This window comes from Luteibacter rhizovicinus (assembly GCF_004342265.1).
In the GTDB taxonomy this organism is placed as follows: Bacteria; Pseudomonadota; Gammaproteobacteria; order Xanthomonadales; family Rhodanobacteraceae; genus Luteibacter; species Luteibacter rhizovicinus_B.
In genome coordinates this window covers 110,227-127,017 of the sequence record NZ_SMCS01000001.1, presented here as the reverse complement: position 1 = coordinate 127,017, position 16,791 = coordinate 110,227, and the positions used below count along the sequence as shown (strand labels likewise).

The window sequence follows — 16,791 nt, the reverse complement described above, 5'->3', positions numbered from 1 at the left end:
TCGGTAAAGACGATCGCATGACGCAAGACGTCTAGACGTCCATAAAACTCTCTCCGCCCGTTGGGGGATGTGCGGTGAGGGCGCCATCATCACTGGGGAGCCAAGACGTGAACAAGATTCACAGCAAGATCTGGAGCAAGTCGCTCCAGCGGCTGATTGTTGCCTCCGAACTGGCAAAAGCCTGCGGCAAGGGCGGCGCGAACCGCCGCATGCGTGCGGCCGTCGTGGCCATCGCCATCGCCGCTACGCCACTGGCCGCCGCCCTGGCCACCGATGCCGAAACGCGATTCGACGAGGGTCTTACCGCGGCCCAGGCCGCGCCCTGGATGTTCGCGCCCGTTCCCTGGGTGGAAGACGTACGCGTGCTGGAGACATCCCAGGCACCGATGTCGATCTTCAACAACGTCTACTTCTCGGCCACGGGCAAGGCCAACGGCAGGGATCGCGCGCGGGCGACGGGCCGTTTCGCCACGGCAGCGGGGGCGGACAGCCTCGCCGCCGGCAAGGACAGCGTCGCCATAGGCGCCCGTAGCGCAGCGGACAAACTCGGCGGCACCGCTGTGGGTGCCGACAGCCATGCATGGACGAGATATGCGACCGCCCTTGGCGACGGAAGCCAGGCCGACGGCCTGTCCGCGACCGCGGTGGGCGCGCGGGCCATTGCCGCCGGCGACTCCACGACGTCGATCGGTGCCGACGCGGTCGCCGCGGGACTGGGCAACATCGCCATCGGCAGCATCGCCAATGCGGTCAGCGACGGTGGCGCATCGACCGCCGTGGGAACCTTGAGCTCCGCCAACGGCGACGGCACGACGGCCGTGGGCGCCGAAGCCTCCGCTTCCGGACCGGGCGGCACGTCCATCGGCCGGCAGGCGACCTCGGTCGGCGAGGCCAGCGTGGCGCTGGGTGCGCGCAGTGGCGCGGTCGCCTTCGGCACGGCCCTTGGCAGCTATGCCTATGCGTTGGGCAGCGAGTCGCTTGCCGCAGGAGCGTATGCGGCGGCTATCGGCTCGCGCAGCAGCAGTCTCGGACCGTATAGCGCGGCGCTCGGCGATCACAGCATCGCGGTCGGAAGCTATGCCGCCGCCTTAGGCAATACCTCGATCGCCATCGGCGGGAGCAACTGGACCGATCTGAACGGCAACGGGCAGCCGGACCCCGGCGAAGCCACCTACGCCAATGGCGACGGAGCGGTCGCGCTGGGCTCCCTGGCGCAAGCAAACGGCGACCAGGCGCAAGCGCTCGGTCAGTACGCCATCGCAAAGGGTGCCGGTACGGTGGCGCTGGGCGGCAGCAGCGACGCCGAAGGCGATCAGAGCGTCGCCATCGGCCAGAACGGACTGGCGACCGGAACACAGGCCACGGCAGTCGGCGGCCAGAGTGCCGCGCAAGGCGACTTCGCCACGGCGGTCGGCGGCGGCAGCTTCGCCACGGCCGAAGGCGCGACAGCGCTGGGCAACGCGGCGGGTGCCGTCGGCAGCTTCGCTACGGCCACCGGATATGGCGCGCTCGCGCAAGGCGACGGGTCGACCGCTAACGGGCATAACGCCCAGGCGCTTAAAGCGGGCGCTACGGCCTTTGGCGAAAACGCGCTCGCCACCGATAGTCGCGGCCTCGCCCTTGGCGCAAATGCAGAAGCTCACGGCGGCGGCGCCGTGGCGCTGGGTAGCGGCAGTCTCGCGCAGGGTTCGTCTTCGATTGCCGCGGGCAACGGCGCGGTAGCCCAATCGGCCTTCAGCGTCTCGGTAGGTTCGCTATCGCTGGCCAGCGGCGGTTTCGCTATCGCCATGGGCATGGGCGCTACCGCAACGGGATGGCAAACCACCGCCATCGGCGCAGGCGCCTATGCAAGCGAGTTCTGGGGAACCGCATATGGCGCTGGCGCCCAGGCAGCTTTCGGTGGCGTCGCCGCCGGTGTCGGCACGATTGCCGCGCCGGTGTCGGTCGCCGTCGGTCTCAATGCGAAGGTGCTGGACTGGACCGGCGAAAACGGCGGACTGGCCGTGAGCGGCGTCGCGGTCGGTGGCGAATCCGGCGCGGGAAACGACGGCACCGCCGTGGGTTACAACGCATACGCACAGAACGCATCCACGGCATCGTTCGGTTCGAACGCATGGTCGCTGGCCGATAACGGTACGGCGCTCGGCTCGTACAGCCGCGTACTCAAAGGTGCCGACAACGCGGTAGCGATCGGCCACGGCTCGCTCGCGGATCGTGCCGGCACGGTGTCGGTCGGCAGCAATCAGTCGTGGACCGATGGACTCGGCAATACGCACGATCCGGTAACGCGACAGATCACCAATGTCGCCGCCGGAACGGAAGGCACCGACGCGGTGAACGTCGCGCAGCTGAATCAGGCCGCCGGCACGTCCAGCCACTACCTCAAGGTCAACGGCACGGGCGACGGCGGAGACGACGCCATCGCCGAGGGCGATCTTTCGATGGCGGCCGGTTCGGGCGCCGCCAGTTACGGCACGGGTGGCACCGCCATCGGTACGGGCGCGGTGTCGGTCGGTCAGTTCGCCACGGCGAACGGTTACGGGGCCCTGGCCCAGGGCGACCACAGCGCAGCCTATGGCGAAAACGCACAGGCCAACGGCATCGAAAGCACGGCGCTCGGCAGCAACAGCGTGGCCGATCTGGACGGGACGACTGCCGTCGGCTCGGGCAGCCAGGCGCTCGGTGGCGCCAGCACGGCGATCGGCTATGGCAGCGTGAGCAATGCGGCGAGCGGCGTGGCCATCGGCTTCGCCTCGCAGGCCAACGGCGCCATGAGTACCGCGATTGGCGCGCAAGCCATCACGGACGGTCCCTTCTCCACCGCCGTGGGCGCGTTCTCGACAGCGAGCGCGTGGCAGGCGACCGCCTACGGTACCGGTTCCTATGCCGAAGCCTGGGGCAGTACGGCCTTGGGCGCATCGGCTCATGCGGGCGGCGGATACGCTACCGCGATCGGTACCGAAGCATCGGCGACGGGAAATTCCAGTACGGCCGTCGGCGGCATCGGCGGTTTCTTCGGCGGCGGCGCGAACGCATCGGGCGACTATGGTGTTGCCGTCGGTGCGGGTGCCGGCGCTTCGGGCACGTCGGGCACATCGCTCGGCACGAACGCGCTGGCCGGTGCCGACGCGGGCAGCCTCAGCCACGCCGACAACACGACCGCCATCGGCAGCGAAGCCTGGGCGACCGAGGATGGCGCCAGCGTGCTCGGTTACAACAGCTACGCGCAGGCCACGAATGCCACCGTGCTTGGCTCGAACGCGTGGACCACGAAAGACGCCACGAATAGCGTATCGCTCGGAGCGGGTTCCCTTGCCGATCGCGCGAACACGGTATCGGTCGGTGCGGGCGCCGACTGGACCGATGCCGCTGGCACCGTCCATCCGGCACAGACACGACAGATCGCCAACGTCGCCGCCGGCACGGAAGCCAACGATGCGGTGAACGTGTCGCAACTGAACCAGATGGCGGGCGCATCCAGCCATTACCTCAAGGTCAACGGCACGGGCGACAGCGGCGACGATGCGATCGCCGAAGGAAAACTCGCGATGGCCGTCGGATCGGGTGCGGCGAGTTATGGCACGGGCGGCACCGCCATCGGCACGGGCGCGGTCTCGGTCGGCCAGTTCGCCACGGCCAGCGGTTATGCCGCGCTGGCGCAAGGCGATCACACATCGGCCTATGGCGAAAACGCGCAGGCCATCGGCAATGAAAGTACATCCGTGGGTAGCAACAGCGTGGCCGATCAGGACGGCACGACTGCCGTGGGCTCGAACAGTCAGGCGCTCGGAGGCAACAGCACGGCGGTCGGCTACGGCGCCGTAAGCAATGCCGCGAGCGGTGTCGCCATGGGCAACAGCGCACAGGCCAACGGCGCACTCAGTGTGGCGATCGGTGCGGGCGCGCAGACGAACGGGCCGTTCTCCACGGCGGTAGGCAGTTTCTCGCTTGCCGACGCCTGGCAGTCCAGCGCGTTCGGTATGGGCTCTTATGCCGCCGCATGGGAGAGCACCGCCATCGGTACGGCGGCCTACGCAGGAGGAGGCTATTCGACCGCACTAGGCGCCGAATCCAGCGCGTCCGGCGCAGCGAGCACCGCGATCGGTAGTGTGGGCGGATTCTTCGGTGGCGGCGCGAATGCATCGGGCGACTACAGCACGGCGATCGGTGCCGGCTCGGCAGCCACGGGCATGTCCGCCACGTCGCTCGGCACGAACGCACTGGCCGGTGCCGACACGTCGAGCCTCACCCACGCGGACAACACGACCGCCCTCGGTAGCGAAGCCTGGGCGACCGAAGACGGCGCGACCGTCGTTGGCTACAACAGCTATGCACAGGCGACCAACTCCAGCGTGCTCGGCTCCAACGCGTGGACTACGAAGAGTGCAACCAACAGCGTCGCCCTCGGCGCGGAATCGCTCGCGGACCGTGCGAACAGCGTCTCCGTCGGCGCCTCCGCCGAATGGACCGACGCCGCCGGCAACGTCCATGCCGCGCAGACGCGCCAGATCACGAACGTCGGCGCAGGCACCGAAAGCACCGACGCGGTGAACAAGGGGCAGCTCGACGCCACGGTGCACAATCTCGTCAGCACAGGACAGGCGGTCAACGCGGTCGGCTACGACAACCTGGATCAGGGACGCGTCACGTTCTCGGGTCAGGGCGGAACCACGCTCGCCGGCGTAGCCGCCGGCCGCATTGCGGCGGACAGCAGCGAAGTGGTGAACGGGAGCCAGCTTTACGACATGGGCCATGCCGTGTCGCAGGCACTGGGCGGTGGCATGTCGCTCGGCAGCGGCGGTCTGGTCGGGCCCACGTTCGCGGTGCAGGGCACGCATTACACGAACATGAGCGATGCCTTCGGCGCACTGGACGGAGCCCTCACCGGCGCGCTGACCGACCTGTCGAGCCTGAAGACCCAGGTCGGAAACAACGTCAGCCAGGGAAGTGCGCAAGCGGGCCCGGGCACCGGTAACGGGTTGGCCCTCGGAACGGGCAGCGTAGCCACCGACGGTCGCGATACCGCCGTGGGCCACAACGCTTTTGTCGGCGCGGATGGCAGCACGGCCTATGGCAACAACGCCAACATCAGCGCGGCGGCAACCAACGCCGTCGCTATCGGTGCCGACACGACGGTCACGGCGGCCTCCGCGTCGGCCATCGGTCAGGGCGCGCAGGCATCCGCCGCCAACAGCGTCGCACTGGGCGCGAATTCCGTCGCGGATCGAGCCAACACCGTCTCGGTCGGCAAGGTGGGCGGCGAACGGCAGATCGTCAATGTCGCGGCCGGCACGGCGCCCACCGATGCCGCCAATGTCGCCCAGGTCGACCAGGCGTTGACCACCGCCAAATCCTATGCGGATGCCGGCGACCAGAAGACGCTCAGCGACGCGAAGGCTTACACCGATACGAAGATCTCCAGCAGCGTTTCCAGCACGGACTTCAACTCGTACCGAAACCAGGTCAGCGATCAGTTCCATACCGTGAATACCCGCCTCGATCGCGTGGGTGCGATGGGCACGGCCATGGCAGGCATGGCGGGCGCGATAGCCAGCGCGCCGGGTACCGATCACCGCGTCAGCGCGGCGGTCGGCGGCTATCGCGGACAGGGTGCTCTTGCCGTGGGCTATTCGAGCCGCGTGTCGGAGACCGGCAGTGTGTTGGTCGGTGGAAGCATCGCGGGGGGCGGTGAGTCCAGCGGCACGGTCGGCGTCAGCTTCGGCTGGTAGCGACCCATCGCGGCGGATGCGCCAGATGCGCATTCGCCGCTTCCTGTTCTTCAGAGTTTTTCTTCAAACTTTCTTACTACGGGGATCGACCATGTCTCACGCTTGCCTTACCCGGCGCCTCTCGCTGGCCGCCGCGCTGATCCTGGCGCTGCCGGCGGCTCACGCCGCCGATGCGGTCGTTTCGGCCGCTACACGGGCGAATCTCACCGCGCTTTCCGCGAACGCGCGCACCGACCGTTTTATCGTCACATACCGCGACGGAAGCACGCAGCGCGCGAATCCGTCCGCCGCCGTGCAAAGCGTGTCCGCCGCCATGACGCGCAGTGGCGTCACGACCGCAACGAACGGCCGCTCGATCGCACCGGCCGTCAGCTACCAGCGAAAGCTCGGCACGGGTGCCACGCTGGTTCGCACCAGCCGCCGTCTCTCGCAAACCGAAGCCAATGCACTGATGACCCAGATCGCGGCGGACCCCGCCGTGCTGCACGTACAGCCCGATGTGCTGATGCATCCCGTCGCGGACGCACCGTTCGTGCCCAACGATCCGAACTACGTCAAATACCAGTGGCACATGCGTGGCGGCGACGGCACCTATGAAACGATCGGCCGCGACACAACCTCGTTCGCGAACCTCGGCGGCGCCAATGTCGCACGCGCATGGAACATCGCGGACGGCGCCGGCGTGACCGTCGCGGTACTCGACACCGGCATTACCCATCATTCGGATATCGACCTCAGCCTCGCCGACGCGGGCTACGATTTCACCAGCGACCCGCTCGTCTCCGGTCGCGCGACCGCAGGCCGCATTTCCGGTGGCTGGGACACCGGCGACTGGACGAACGACCCGACCTATACCGATCCCGTTACCGGATGCGTCGACCCCTCGCAGGCCGAAGCAAGCAGCTGGCACGGCACGCATGTGTCCGGCACGATCGCGGAGCTGACCAACAATGGCGTCGGCATGGCCGGCGTCGCCAACAAAGCCCGCGTGCTTCCCGTTCGTGTACTCGGCCATTGCGGCGGTTACACCTCCGACATCGCCGACGGCATCGTCTGGGCATCGGGCGGCCATGTCGACGGCGTGCCCGACAACACGACGCCCGTCGATGTCGTCAGCATGAGTCTCGGGGGCAGCGGCGCATGCACGGCCGACGACGTCACCGGTGCGGCCATCGCGGGTGCGATTTCGCGTGGCGTGACCGTCGTGGTCGCTGCGGGCAACAGCAATTCGAACGCGGCGAACTTCTCGCCCGCCAGTTGCCCGGGCGCCATCACGGTGGCGGCCAACGGCATCGCCGGCAAGCGTGCGTTCTATTCCAACTTCGGGCCGAACGTCAGCCTTTCCGCGCCGGGCGGCGGCGTTTACCCGAACGATGCGAGCAGTGGCAGCGTGGTGGATGCCGGTTTCATCTGGTCGACCGGTAACGCAGGCGAACACGAACCCACCACCGAGAACTACATCGGCATGGCCGGCACCTCGCAGGCGACGCCGCATGTGGCAGGCACCGTCGCGCTGATCGTGCAGGCACGCCGCACAGCCGGGCTTCCCGCGCTGACGCCGGCGCAGATGCGCAGCGTGCTTATCGGCTCGGCCCGTGTCTTCCCGTCCAAGCCCGATCAGAGCATCGGCGGCGGCATTCTGGACGCCTATGCGGCCGTAACGAAAGCCATCGACCCGAATACCGGCTCACCCGACCCCACCGCCACCCAGCTGTCCAACGGGGTCGCTGTCAGCGGTATTTCGGGCTACGTGGGCGACTCGCTTCTGTTCGCCATCGAGGTACCGGCGGGCGCGAAGGGATTGAACCTGCGCACGTACGGCGGCACCGGAGACGTCTCGCTATACGTGAAGCGCGACACGGTCCCGGCAGCCGACGGTTCGGATGCGCAGTTCCGTTCGGTCAAGCCGGGCAATAGCGAGTCGGTCGTGCAGACGTCACCCGCTGCCGGCATCTGGTACATACGCGTGTTCGGCGTGAAGGACTTCACCAAGCTCACGATCTCGGCCAGCTTTACAGCGCCGTAAAATCCCGTGGGTCCGGAGTGGACCGCAGCCCCGGCTTAACGCCGGGGCTTTTTTTGGTTCTTTGCGCACTGGCGCGCCTCGTGTTATCAGCGGCCTGGCCGCTCACGCTCGTGCGTCGTGGAAGCCGCGACCGGGTTGGCCCTTGGAGCCTTCGGCGCCGTCCCTTCGGGAGCGGGCCGTAGTCCCGCTTTCGCTCCAACTGGGTATCGCGGCCCTCGGCTAAGGCGGCCCCAAGGGCCAACCCGGCCACGGCACCGTCGGTTGCGGTTGGCTGTGGGGAGAGCACGAGCCTGCGCACGTAATGGGATCAGCTATACCCATGCGTCGACGCCATGCTTTCCCCCCACGTGACCGCAGCGTTCGGCAGAGCCGTCGGCCACCACCCTCGACGCGACTTGCGCAACCGAGCGCGGCGGGCGGATCAGGCCCGCAGGGGGCGGACCTGGACGGTCCGCCGTTTTTGCTGAGGCAAGGATGCCGAATCAAAAACCCCCGCCCGCAGCGCGGGCGCGACGGGGCGCAGCCATCAGACACAAGCCGCGCAGCGGCTCTCCTTCCCCGAGCGACGGTGAAGCCGGAGCGTCGAGGGTGGTGGCCGACGGCTCTCCCCGAAGCGCCCGAGCGCGAACGCGATGGCAAAGCCGAGCCCTCCCCGACAATGCGTGAAGACCCTTTTTTATGCTCTCTTACAACAAGCCAAAGCTTGCGGGTGTGAGCGGCTCCATGCCATGCGCGATGCGCGCGCGATCGCATTGCGGGCTGGCCTCGCCGTTTTCCCACGCCGGTTGCAGGTCGTGGCATGGCGACGGGCGTTGCGCGTAGATGCCGCAGTGCGCGGCACGACCGACCTCGCCCACCAGCGACAGGCAACGCGGTTTCGCCTGATCCGTGCCGTGCATGGCGACCCGATGTTTATCGAGCTTCACGGTGAACTCGGGCGGCACGATGCCGCCCGCATCGGTATCGGACTCCATCCAGTGGAAGGCGACACGAAAATGCGCGCAGCAGGCACCGCAGGACAGGCAGGGATGGGTCATGCGCGGATATTACGGCGTTTGCGGCAACACAGGAGCGCGCTTGAACGCGCTCCTGCTAAACGTCAGAGGTTACCTGCGAAAGTGTTGCACTTGCCCATGTCGCCGCTTTCCAGGCCCGCCTTGAACCATTTGACACGCTGCGCCGACGTGCCATGAGTGAACGAGTCTGGCACCACGCGCCCGCGCGACTGCTCCTGCAGCGAATCGTCGCCGATGGCCGTGGCGGCGTTGATCGCCGACTCCACGTCGCCCGGCTGCATCCACTGCTTGCGTTGCTGCGATTTATTGGCCCATACGCCGGCGAAGCAGTCGGCTTGCAGCTCCTGACGCACGGACAGGCCCGTCGCACCTTCCAGCGACGCACCGCGTTTGCGCGCCTCGCCCACCTTGTCGAAGACGCCGATCAGGTTCTGTACGTGATGACCCACTTCGTGCGCGATGACATAGGCGCGCGCGAAATCGCCCGATTCATGGAATTGCGACTGCATTTGCTGGAAGAAGCCGAGGTCGAGATAGACCTTGTGGTCGGCAGGGCAATAGAACGGTCCGACGGCTGACGATGCGGACCCGCACGCCGTGCGTACGCCGTTACGGAAAAGGCTCAACTTCGGCTTTTCGTACGTCTGGCCGCGCTCGGCGAAGATGGCGGTCCACGTGTCCTCGGTCTCGCCGAGGATCGCACGCACGAAATCCACCTGCGGATCACTGGTATCGAGCGGCTTGCTCGGCTGCTGTTGCTGCTGCACCTGCGCCGATGGCGCACCCGGCTCGCCCTGCCCCAGCAATGCCGTGGGGTCCTTGAAGAACACCAGTCCGAGGATGGCCAGGATCACCATGCCACCCAGACCCAGCCCCCGCCCGCCGAAGCCACCGCCTCCACCGCCGCCGCCGGAATCGGAACCGGTTCCGCCATCGACCACGTTGTCGCTTCTACGACCTTTCTGCCAAAGCATGGGCCTCTCCTTTGGTGATCCGGGGCACCGTTCTGGGCCGGGCCGGCTGATGGTACGGGACCTTTCCCGTTAAAGTACGCGGCTGTCCCCTTCCCCGTACAGGACGTTCCATGACCAGTCAGTTACCCGCGCTCGTCACCGTGCTGACGCTGCTCCTGCTTTTCGCCACCCTGACGATGGTAGGCCGCGCCCGCTCGCGTTACGGTATCAAGGCTCCCGCCATCAGCGGCGATCCCGCCTTCGAACGCGTCTGGCGCGTGCAGATGAATACGCTGGAAAGCGCCGTCATGTTCATTCCGGCGCTCTGGCTCGCTGCACAATACGCCGATCCGCTCTGGGCCGGCATCGCTGGCCTGATCTGGCTTGCGGCCCGCATCTGGTACGCCCTGGCCTATTCGCGCGACGCCGCGCGTCGCGGTCCGGCCTTCCTGCTTTCGCTGGCGGCCTGGGCGGCGCTGATGCTGATGGCGGCCGGCGGTATCGGCCTGGCCATCATGGAAAACAACGCACCCTGAGCGGCGCGTCAGTCCTCGTCGCTCGCCGTCGCGAGCACGCGCACCCGCTGGATGCGCGCTCCGTCCATGGCGGTGACCTCGAACTCCATACCGTCGCTTTCGAAGCGATCGCCCGGAACCGGAAGCCGCCCGAGGCGCTGCAGGACGAAGCCCGCCAGCGTCGAGAAATTGCCGTCGCCCGGCAGGCGATGGCCCAGCAGGTGTTCGACACGGCGCACGTCGAGGCTGGCGTCCAGCAGCCAGGCGCCGTCCCCCTCGCTGACGGCCGAGGGGTCGCCCTCGCGGTCGTCGTCCGGGAACTCGCCGGCGATGACTTCCAGCACGTCGGCCGGGGTGACCAGACCCAGGATGCTGCCGTATTCGTCGACCACCAGCGCCATCTGCAACGAGGCCCGGCGGAACTCGTCGATCAGACGAAGCACGCTTAAGGATTCGAGCACGGTGATCGGCTTGCGGACGATCGCCTTGACGTCGATGCGGCCGTGATCGTTGAGGCTGGCGAGAAGATCGCGCGAGGACGCCACGCCGATCAACTGGTCGAGATCCCCACGGGCCAGCGGCATCCAGTGGTGGGTCGATTCGCGCGATTCGCGCAACAGCGTTTCGGGCGAGTCGTCCGGATCGATCCAGAAGATTTCCGTACGCGGCGTCATGATCGAACGCACCGGACGCTGCGACAGATCGAGAACGCCCTGCACCATTTCCAGTTCGTCCTTGCCGAAGACGGCCATCTCCGCCGTTTCCGTCGTTGCTGTGTGCTTGCCGTTTTCCGGTTCGTCCTCGGCGGTACCGCCAAGCAGGCGCAATACGGCTTTCGCGGTCCGGTCGCGCATGATGCGGCCGCCGACCAGCAACGAACGCCGGCGATTCCGGCGCATGGTCTGGTTGAAGGCTTCGATCATGATCGAGAAGCCGATCGCGGCGTACAGGTAGCCCTTCGGAATATGGAAGCCGAAGCCTTCCGCGATCAGGCTGAAACCGATCATCAACAGGAAGCTCAGGCACAGGATGACGATCGTCGGCCGCGCATTCACGAAGGTCGTCAGCGGCTTGCTGGCGCCGATCATCAACGCCATCGCGACGACCACGCCGATCATCATGATGCTGAGATGATCGACCATGCCCACGGCTGTGATGACCGAGTCCAGCGAGAACACCGCATCCAGGATGACGATCTGCGCGACCACCAGCCAGAAGCTCGCGCGACGCGCGCCCTTGCCGTCGTGGTCGTCGGGGGCTTCCAGCCGCTCGTGCAGTTCGAGCGTGGCCTTGAACAGGAGGAATGCGCCGCCGATGACGAGGATCAGGTCGCGCCATGAGAGCCCGAAACCGTTCCAGTTGAACAACGGCGTGGTCAGCGTGACCAGCCAGGTCATCGCCGCCAGCAGGCACAGCCGCATGACGAGTGCCAGCCCCAGGCCCAGCAACCGCGCGTGATCGCGCTGACGGGCGGGCAGCTTGTCGGCGAGGATCGCGACAAACACGAGGTTGTCGATACCGAGCACGATCTCCAGCACGATCAACGTAAGGAGACCCGCCCAGGCGGAAGGATCGGCAAGCCAGTCGAAAGCGAACATGGGTCGACGCCTTAAGCGCCAGGGTTCCTCCAGATAAGACGCGACACTATACAGGTGTCGTGTCGATGGGCTGTGCCGGAAGACACCATTGCGGGGGTGTCCGGCCGTCGGCTAGGGTGGTCCATGACTCACGATTCCACGCCCCTGATTCTTCCCGCAACCGCTTCGTCGCCCCTGGCCCCGCCACCCCTGCGTCCCGCGACCGGCCTGCTCGGTGCCGCGGCGGTCATCGTCTTCTATTTCCTGATGCAACTGGTGTTCGGCCAGATATTCGCGGCGGTCGCCCGGATGCTCCTTGGCCTGAACCTGGACGACGCCCATGCCGTCGGGCAGGCCGTCCGGGCGCCGGACATCCTTCTCGGCATGGTCGTCTGCACGTTGCTGGCGGCCAGCGCCGTCACCCTGGGGCTGATCGTGTGGCGGTGGCGTCCATGGCTGACGTCGGGAGCATCCGCGGGCCTCGGCTTCAACCGGCCCGAATTGCGTTTTCTCGCGATGGGTCTGCTCGCCGGCATCGTGCTCCCCTTCGTCGGCGGCGCACTCACCCAGTTCCTCGCGGGCAAGCACGAGGTCACGCAGGCGGTCAGCGAGCTGGCAGACGGCGCATCCGTCGGCATGCGCGTCTTGCTGCTGCCCATCGTGGTCATGGTGGGGCCACTGGTCGAAGAGGCGCTGTTCCGGGGCGCCCTGCTTTCCTCGCTGCGTGGGCGCTTCAGCGTGGCGACGTCGATCGCCGCCAGTGCGCTGGTCTTCGGTGCCGTCCACCTGCCCGACCTGGACTGGGCATGGTATGCCGTACCCAACCTCACGCTGATCGGCGTGGCGTGCGCATGGCTGCGCGTGCGCACCGGATCGATCTGGCCGTCCTTCGCCGCGCACGCCATGAACAACGCGCTCGCGTCGGTCGCCTGGTTCGTTGCGGCTAACTGACCGGCAGGCGAGCCCGCTCCAGCGCTGCGACGTGACGCTCCAGACGGGGCCCGAGATAGCACTGCGAACCGCAGGGCAACAAACCGGCCGCGGAGAATTCCCGCAGGTACCAATCGGGGGCGCGGGAAATAAAACCGTCGCGATCGCCGCCCACGTCGTCGTCGCGGGTATAGGCCTCCAGGAAGGCTAGTCCTTCCAGCATCTCGCCGACGCCGGTCAGCCCGGCGCGAATCTCCGCCGGCTTAAGGTAATGCAGGACGTCGGTGCAGACGATCAGGTCGAAGCGGGTGTCGAAGCGCAATTCCGCCAGCTGGCCGAAGCTTGCCAGGCCGATATGGCGCGAACGTCCGTAACGCGACACCACGTACTCGCTGGCATCCAGGCCGCGGTAGTCGATACCCGGACGCAGCGCCCGGAGCACGCTGCGCCATGGCGCCTCGCCGCAACCGATATCGAGGACGTTGCGCACGGATCGTCCCAGATAGAACTCGGCCTGTCCCAATACCATGGAGACCTTGCGCCTGAGTTCGGCCGGGGAACGAACGGAGTGATCCGGATGCCGGTACCACTTGTCGAAATAAGCCTGGTCATATGTCTTTGCCATGACGCGATGTTAACGGTAAACGCCATACACCTCGGGCATACATGGCACATCGCAGCATCGGATCATCCTTTCGAGGCCTAAGGAGCCCCCATGCCCACCATCCACCTGCGCGTCACCGGAACCCGCGACGCATTCGACACCGTCCTGAGCGCCATCGAGGGAGTCGACCAGGTCGATCGGGTCGAGGAGATCGACGACCTGATGAACGAAATGAGGGACGATTCCAGCTCCAGCGAGATGTCCGACGACACCGCCGGATCGACGACTTACGTCGCTGAAATACAGGCGCCGAAAAACAGGCTCGAACAGGTACGCATTACCGCGGAAGCCACCGCGATGAACATGGAAGCCGCTCTCGAATTCCTCGGACCCGACGACGACGAAATGTTCGGCCGGGAAGACGAGGACGCATGAACCGCAAGAATCTGCGCATGGCTGCAGGATAAACGCGGTTACTGGCCTTAACGTATAACGTAAACGTTCGCATCGCGGAATCGTTTAGGGTTTGAGCCGCGTCCGCATGGGACGCCCTACACGGAGTCCGCATGCGTAACGCCGTCGTCGTCTCTGCACTGCTCCTGCTGGCGACCACCCCGGTCATGGCTCGCGACGAGGCCCTGACCCGGGAAGACGTCGCCTGGCTCAACCGGGTCACCTTCGGAGCCGACACGGCCACGGTGGCGCGCTATCGCGACATCGGCAGACGACGCTTCCTGGACGAACAGCTGGACCCTCGCGGCGATGGCCTGCCGAAAGACGTGCGCGCGCAGATCGACGGCTTCGATGCGGTTCGCCAGCCCGTTACCACCTTGATGGACAGCGTGCGCGGCCAGTACAAGCAGATCAAGGACCTGCCCGAAGGCGACGCGCAGGAGCAGGCGAAGAAAGCCCTGCAAAAGCAGGGCAACGATTATGCCCAGCAAGCCCAGTCCGCCGAAATGCTGCAAGTCGTTTACGACGAACACCAGCTACGCGAACAGCTGGTGTGGTTCTGGCTGAATCATTTCAGCGTCTTCCAGCAGAAGGGCCGCGTGCGCTGGCTGGTCGCCGACTACGCACAGAACACCATACGGCCGCATGCCCTCGGCAAGTTCCGCGACCTGGTCATGGCCACGCTGAAAAGTCCCGCCATGCTCGAATACCTCGACAACGCGCAGAATGCCCACGACAAGATCAACGAGAACTACGCACGCGAACTGATGGAACTGCATACGCTGGGTGTCGGCAGCGGCTACACGCAGGAAGACGTGCAGCAGCTCGCGCGCATTCTTACCGGCGTAGGAGTCAATTTCGACAGCACGCCGCGCAAGTTCCGCCCTGAATGGCAGCGGCTGTACGTGCACGAGGGCGTGTTCGAATTCAATCCGGCCCGGCACGACTTCGGCGACAAAACCTTTCTTGGTCAGACCATCCACGGCGGCGGCTTCGACGAAGTGCAGAAAGCCGTCGATCTCATCGTGAAGCAACCGGCGTGCGCCACCTTCGTATCGACGAAGCTCGCGAAGTATTTCGTGTCGGATACACCGCCGCCCGCGCTGATCGAACGCATGGCGAAAACGTTCCGGCATACCGACGGCGACATCGCCGAAGTGGTCCGGACCATGCTGACCTCGAAGGAATTCACCGCGTCGCTCGGAAAACGTTACAAAGACCCGACGCAATTCCTTGCATCGACCATGCGCCTGGCTTACGACGGCATCGCGGTGCCCAATCCGAAGCCGCTGGTGAACTGGATCAACGCGCTTGGACAGGCCCCGTTCGGCCGCATCACGCCCGACGGCTGGCCTTCGGCGGATTCGGAGTGGTCAAGCTCGGGCCAGCTCGCCCGTCGTTTCGAAATCGCGCGATCCATCGGCAGCGGCACCAACCGGCTGTTCGACCTGGACGACGAAGGCAAGCGCCACACGGGCGGCTTTCCGCAACTGACGACGCGTACGTACTACGACACGATCGATCCGTTCCTTTCCCAGAAGACGAGAGACGCGCTGGCGCAAGCCACGTCGCAACAGGAATGGAATACGTTCCTGCTGTCCTCGCCCGACTTCAACTACCACTGACCCCGGGGCGCATCATGATGAATCGTCGCCAGTTCCTTCTCGCCGCCGCAGCCACGGTGCCTGCTCTGACGTTCGCCGGCCAGGTGTTCGCCGCGCCCGCTTCCACGCCGCGTTTCCTGCTGGTTTTCCTGCGCGGTGGCTACGACGCCAATAATCTTCTCGTGCCCTACTCCAGCGACTTCTATTACGAATCGCGGCCGACCATCGCGCTGGCGAAACCCGACGCCGGCAATCCCAATAGCGCGCGCATGCTCGATGCCCACTGGGGCATGGCGCCCGTCGTTGCGACGTCCATGGGGCCGTTATGGGACAAGCGCCAGCTGGCCTTCGTACCTTTCGCCGGCACCGACGATATGTCGCGCAGCCACTTCGAAACGCAGGACAGCATCGAGTCCGGTCAGTCCGCCGCGGCACGCAGCGATTACAGCTCGGGCTTCATGGCGCGCCTTTCCACCGTATTGCGCGGCGCGCCTCCCATCGCATTCACCGACGCGCTTCCGCTCAGTTTCCGTGGCGCGGGCGATGTGCCGAATATCTCTCTGAAGGGTGTCGGCAAAGCCGTATTCGACGACCGGCAATCGGCCATCCTCAGCGGCATGTATGCAGGCACGTCGCTGCATGCGGCCGCCAGCGACGGACTGGAACTTCGCCAGCAGGTGGCCAAGGACCTCGAGACCGAAATGGCGGCCGCCAGCCGCGGCGCGGTCAGCGCGAAAAACTTCGCCTTGCAGACACAGCGCATCGCCACACTGATGCGCGATCGTTTCCGCCTCGGCTTCGTCGATGTCGGCGGCTGGGACACCCACGTCAACCAGGGCGGCGCAACCGGCCAGCTGGCAAACAATCTCGACAACCTGAGCCAGGGCCTGGCGGCATACGCCGATGCGCTCGGCGACGAATGGAACAACACCGTCGTGGTCGTGGTATCGGAGTTCGGCCGCACGTTCCGCGAAAACGGAAACAAAGGCACCGACCACGGTCACGGCACGACGTACTGGGTGCTTGGCGGCAAGGTCAACGGCGGTCGCATCGCCGGCCAGCAAGTGGCTATCAACGCCGCCAACCTCCTGCAGAATCGCGACTATCCCGTGCTCAACAATTACCGCGACGTGATCGGCGGCATGCTGAAGCGTGGCTGGGGACTATCCAGCGGCGATCTGCAGAAGGTATTTCCGGGTTCCTCGCCACGCGACCTCGGCCTCGTCTAGGTCTTCCCATCGGCTCCGAAGACAAGAGCAGGACTACAACCAACGCCATATTTCGCACTCCGTATCCGAAGCACACAATCCACCGCGAGAACACTCTGTTGGCGTCACTCACGGCGACTCGCCAGCAGCGTCTTCATCGGTCATGTGCGCACAGG

The 16,791-nt window shown here is 66.0% G+C and carries 11 protein-coding genes; 7 read left to right on the top strand and 4 right to left on the bottom strand.

Going from position 1 to position 16,791, the window contains the following annotated elements; translation table 11 throughout:
- Positions 1–107 precede the first annotated feature (107 nt).
- Both EC912_RS00495 and EC912_RS00490 read left to right on the top strand, forming a co-directional pair.
- On the top strand, positions 108–5,729 hold the full coding sequence (locus EC912_RS00495) for an ESPR-type extended signal peptide-containing protein (protein WP_132141190.1): 5,622 nt from the start codon (positions 108–110) through the stop codon (positions 5,727–5,729).
- 91 nt (positions 5,730–5,820) lie between these two features.
- A complete protein-coding gene (locus EC912_RS00490) occupies positions 5,821–7,755 on the top strand; it encodes a S8 family serine peptidase (protein ID WP_132141189.1) in 1,935 nt (644 codons plus the stop codon).
- A gap of 686 nt (positions 7,756–8,441) precedes the next feature.
- Here EC912_RS00490 and EC912_RS00485 read toward each other — a convergent pair.
- Together EC912_RS00485 and ypfJ are read right to left on the bottom strand one after the other, a co-directional pair.
- Entirely contained in the window at positions 8,442–8,792 is a 351-nt protein-coding gene (locus EC912_RS00485; protein ID WP_132141188.1) for a YkgJ family cysteine cluster protein, read from the bottom strand.
- A gap of 62 nt (positions 8,793–8,854) precedes the next feature.
- Entirely contained in the window at positions 8,855–9,745 is an 891-nt protein-coding gene (ypfJ, locus tag EC912_RS00480) for a KPN_02809 family neutral zinc metallopeptidase (protein ID WP_132141187.1), read from the bottom strand.
- 110 nt (positions 9,746–9,855) lie between these two features.
- Here ypfJ and EC912_RS00475 point away from each other — a divergent pair, with 110 nt between their 5' ends.
- Positions 9,856–10,260, top strand: a complete 405-nt coding sequence (locus EC912_RS00475) for an MAPEG family protein (RefSeq protein ID WP_132141186.1) — start codon at positions 9,856–9,858, stop codon at positions 10,258–10,260.
- Positions 10,261–10,268: 8 nt separating this feature from the next.
- On the opposite strand, the gene EC912_RS00470 is transcribed toward EC912_RS00475, so the two are convergent.
- Positions 10,269–11,837: a hemolysin family protein gene (locus EC912_RS00470; protein ID WP_132141185.1), complete on the bottom strand. Its 1,569-nt coding sequence runs from the start codon at positions 11,835–11,837 to the stop codon at positions 10,269–10,271.
- Positions 11,838–11,960: 123 nt separating this feature from the next.
- Between EC912_RS00470 and EC912_RS00465 the strand changes: the two genes are divergently transcribed.
- Complete coding sequence (locus EC912_RS00465) at positions 11,961–12,767, top strand: CPBP family intramembrane glutamic endopeptidase (protein WP_132141184.1); 807 nt, start codon at positions 11,961–11,963, stop codon at positions 12,765–12,767.
- Here the strand turns inward: EC912_RS00465 and EC912_RS00460 are convergent.
- Positions 12,760–13,371: a class I SAM-dependent methyltransferase gene (locus EC912_RS00460; protein ID WP_132141183.1), complete on the bottom strand. Its 612-nt coding sequence runs from the start codon at positions 13,369–13,371 to the stop codon at positions 12,760–12,762. The two genes, EC912_RS00465 and EC912_RS00460, sit on opposite strands and share 8 nt — an antisense overlap.
- Positions 13,372–13,461: 90 nt before the next feature.
- Here EC912_RS00460 and EC912_RS00455 point away from each other — a divergent pair, with 90 nt between their 5' ends.
- The 3 genes from EC912_RS00455 to EC912_RS00445 all read left to right on the top strand — a co-directional run bounded on the left by EC912_RS00455 (position 13,462) and on the right by EC912_RS00445 (position 16,636).
- On the top strand, positions 13,462–13,785 hold the full coding sequence (locus tag EC912_RS00455; RefSeq protein ID WP_132141182.1) for a hypothetical protein: 324 nt from the start codon (positions 13,462–13,464) through the stop codon (positions 13,783–13,785).
- 131 nt (positions 13,786–13,916) lie between these two features.
- The gene (locus tag EC912_RS00450; RefSeq protein WP_132141181.1) at positions 13,917–15,428 is read left to right on the top strand and encodes a DUF1800 domain-containing protein; all 1,512 of its coding nucleotides are present in this window, start codon (positions 13,917–13,919) and stop codon (positions 15,426–15,428) included.
- A gap of 17 nt (positions 15,429–15,445) precedes the next feature.
- Positions 15,446–16,636, top strand: a complete 1,191-nt coding sequence (locus EC912_RS00445) for a DUF1501 domain-containing protein (protein WP_132141852.1) — start codon at positions 15,446–15,448, stop codon at positions 16,634–16,636.
- The last annotated feature ends 155 nt before the right edge of the window (positions 16,637–16,791 follow it).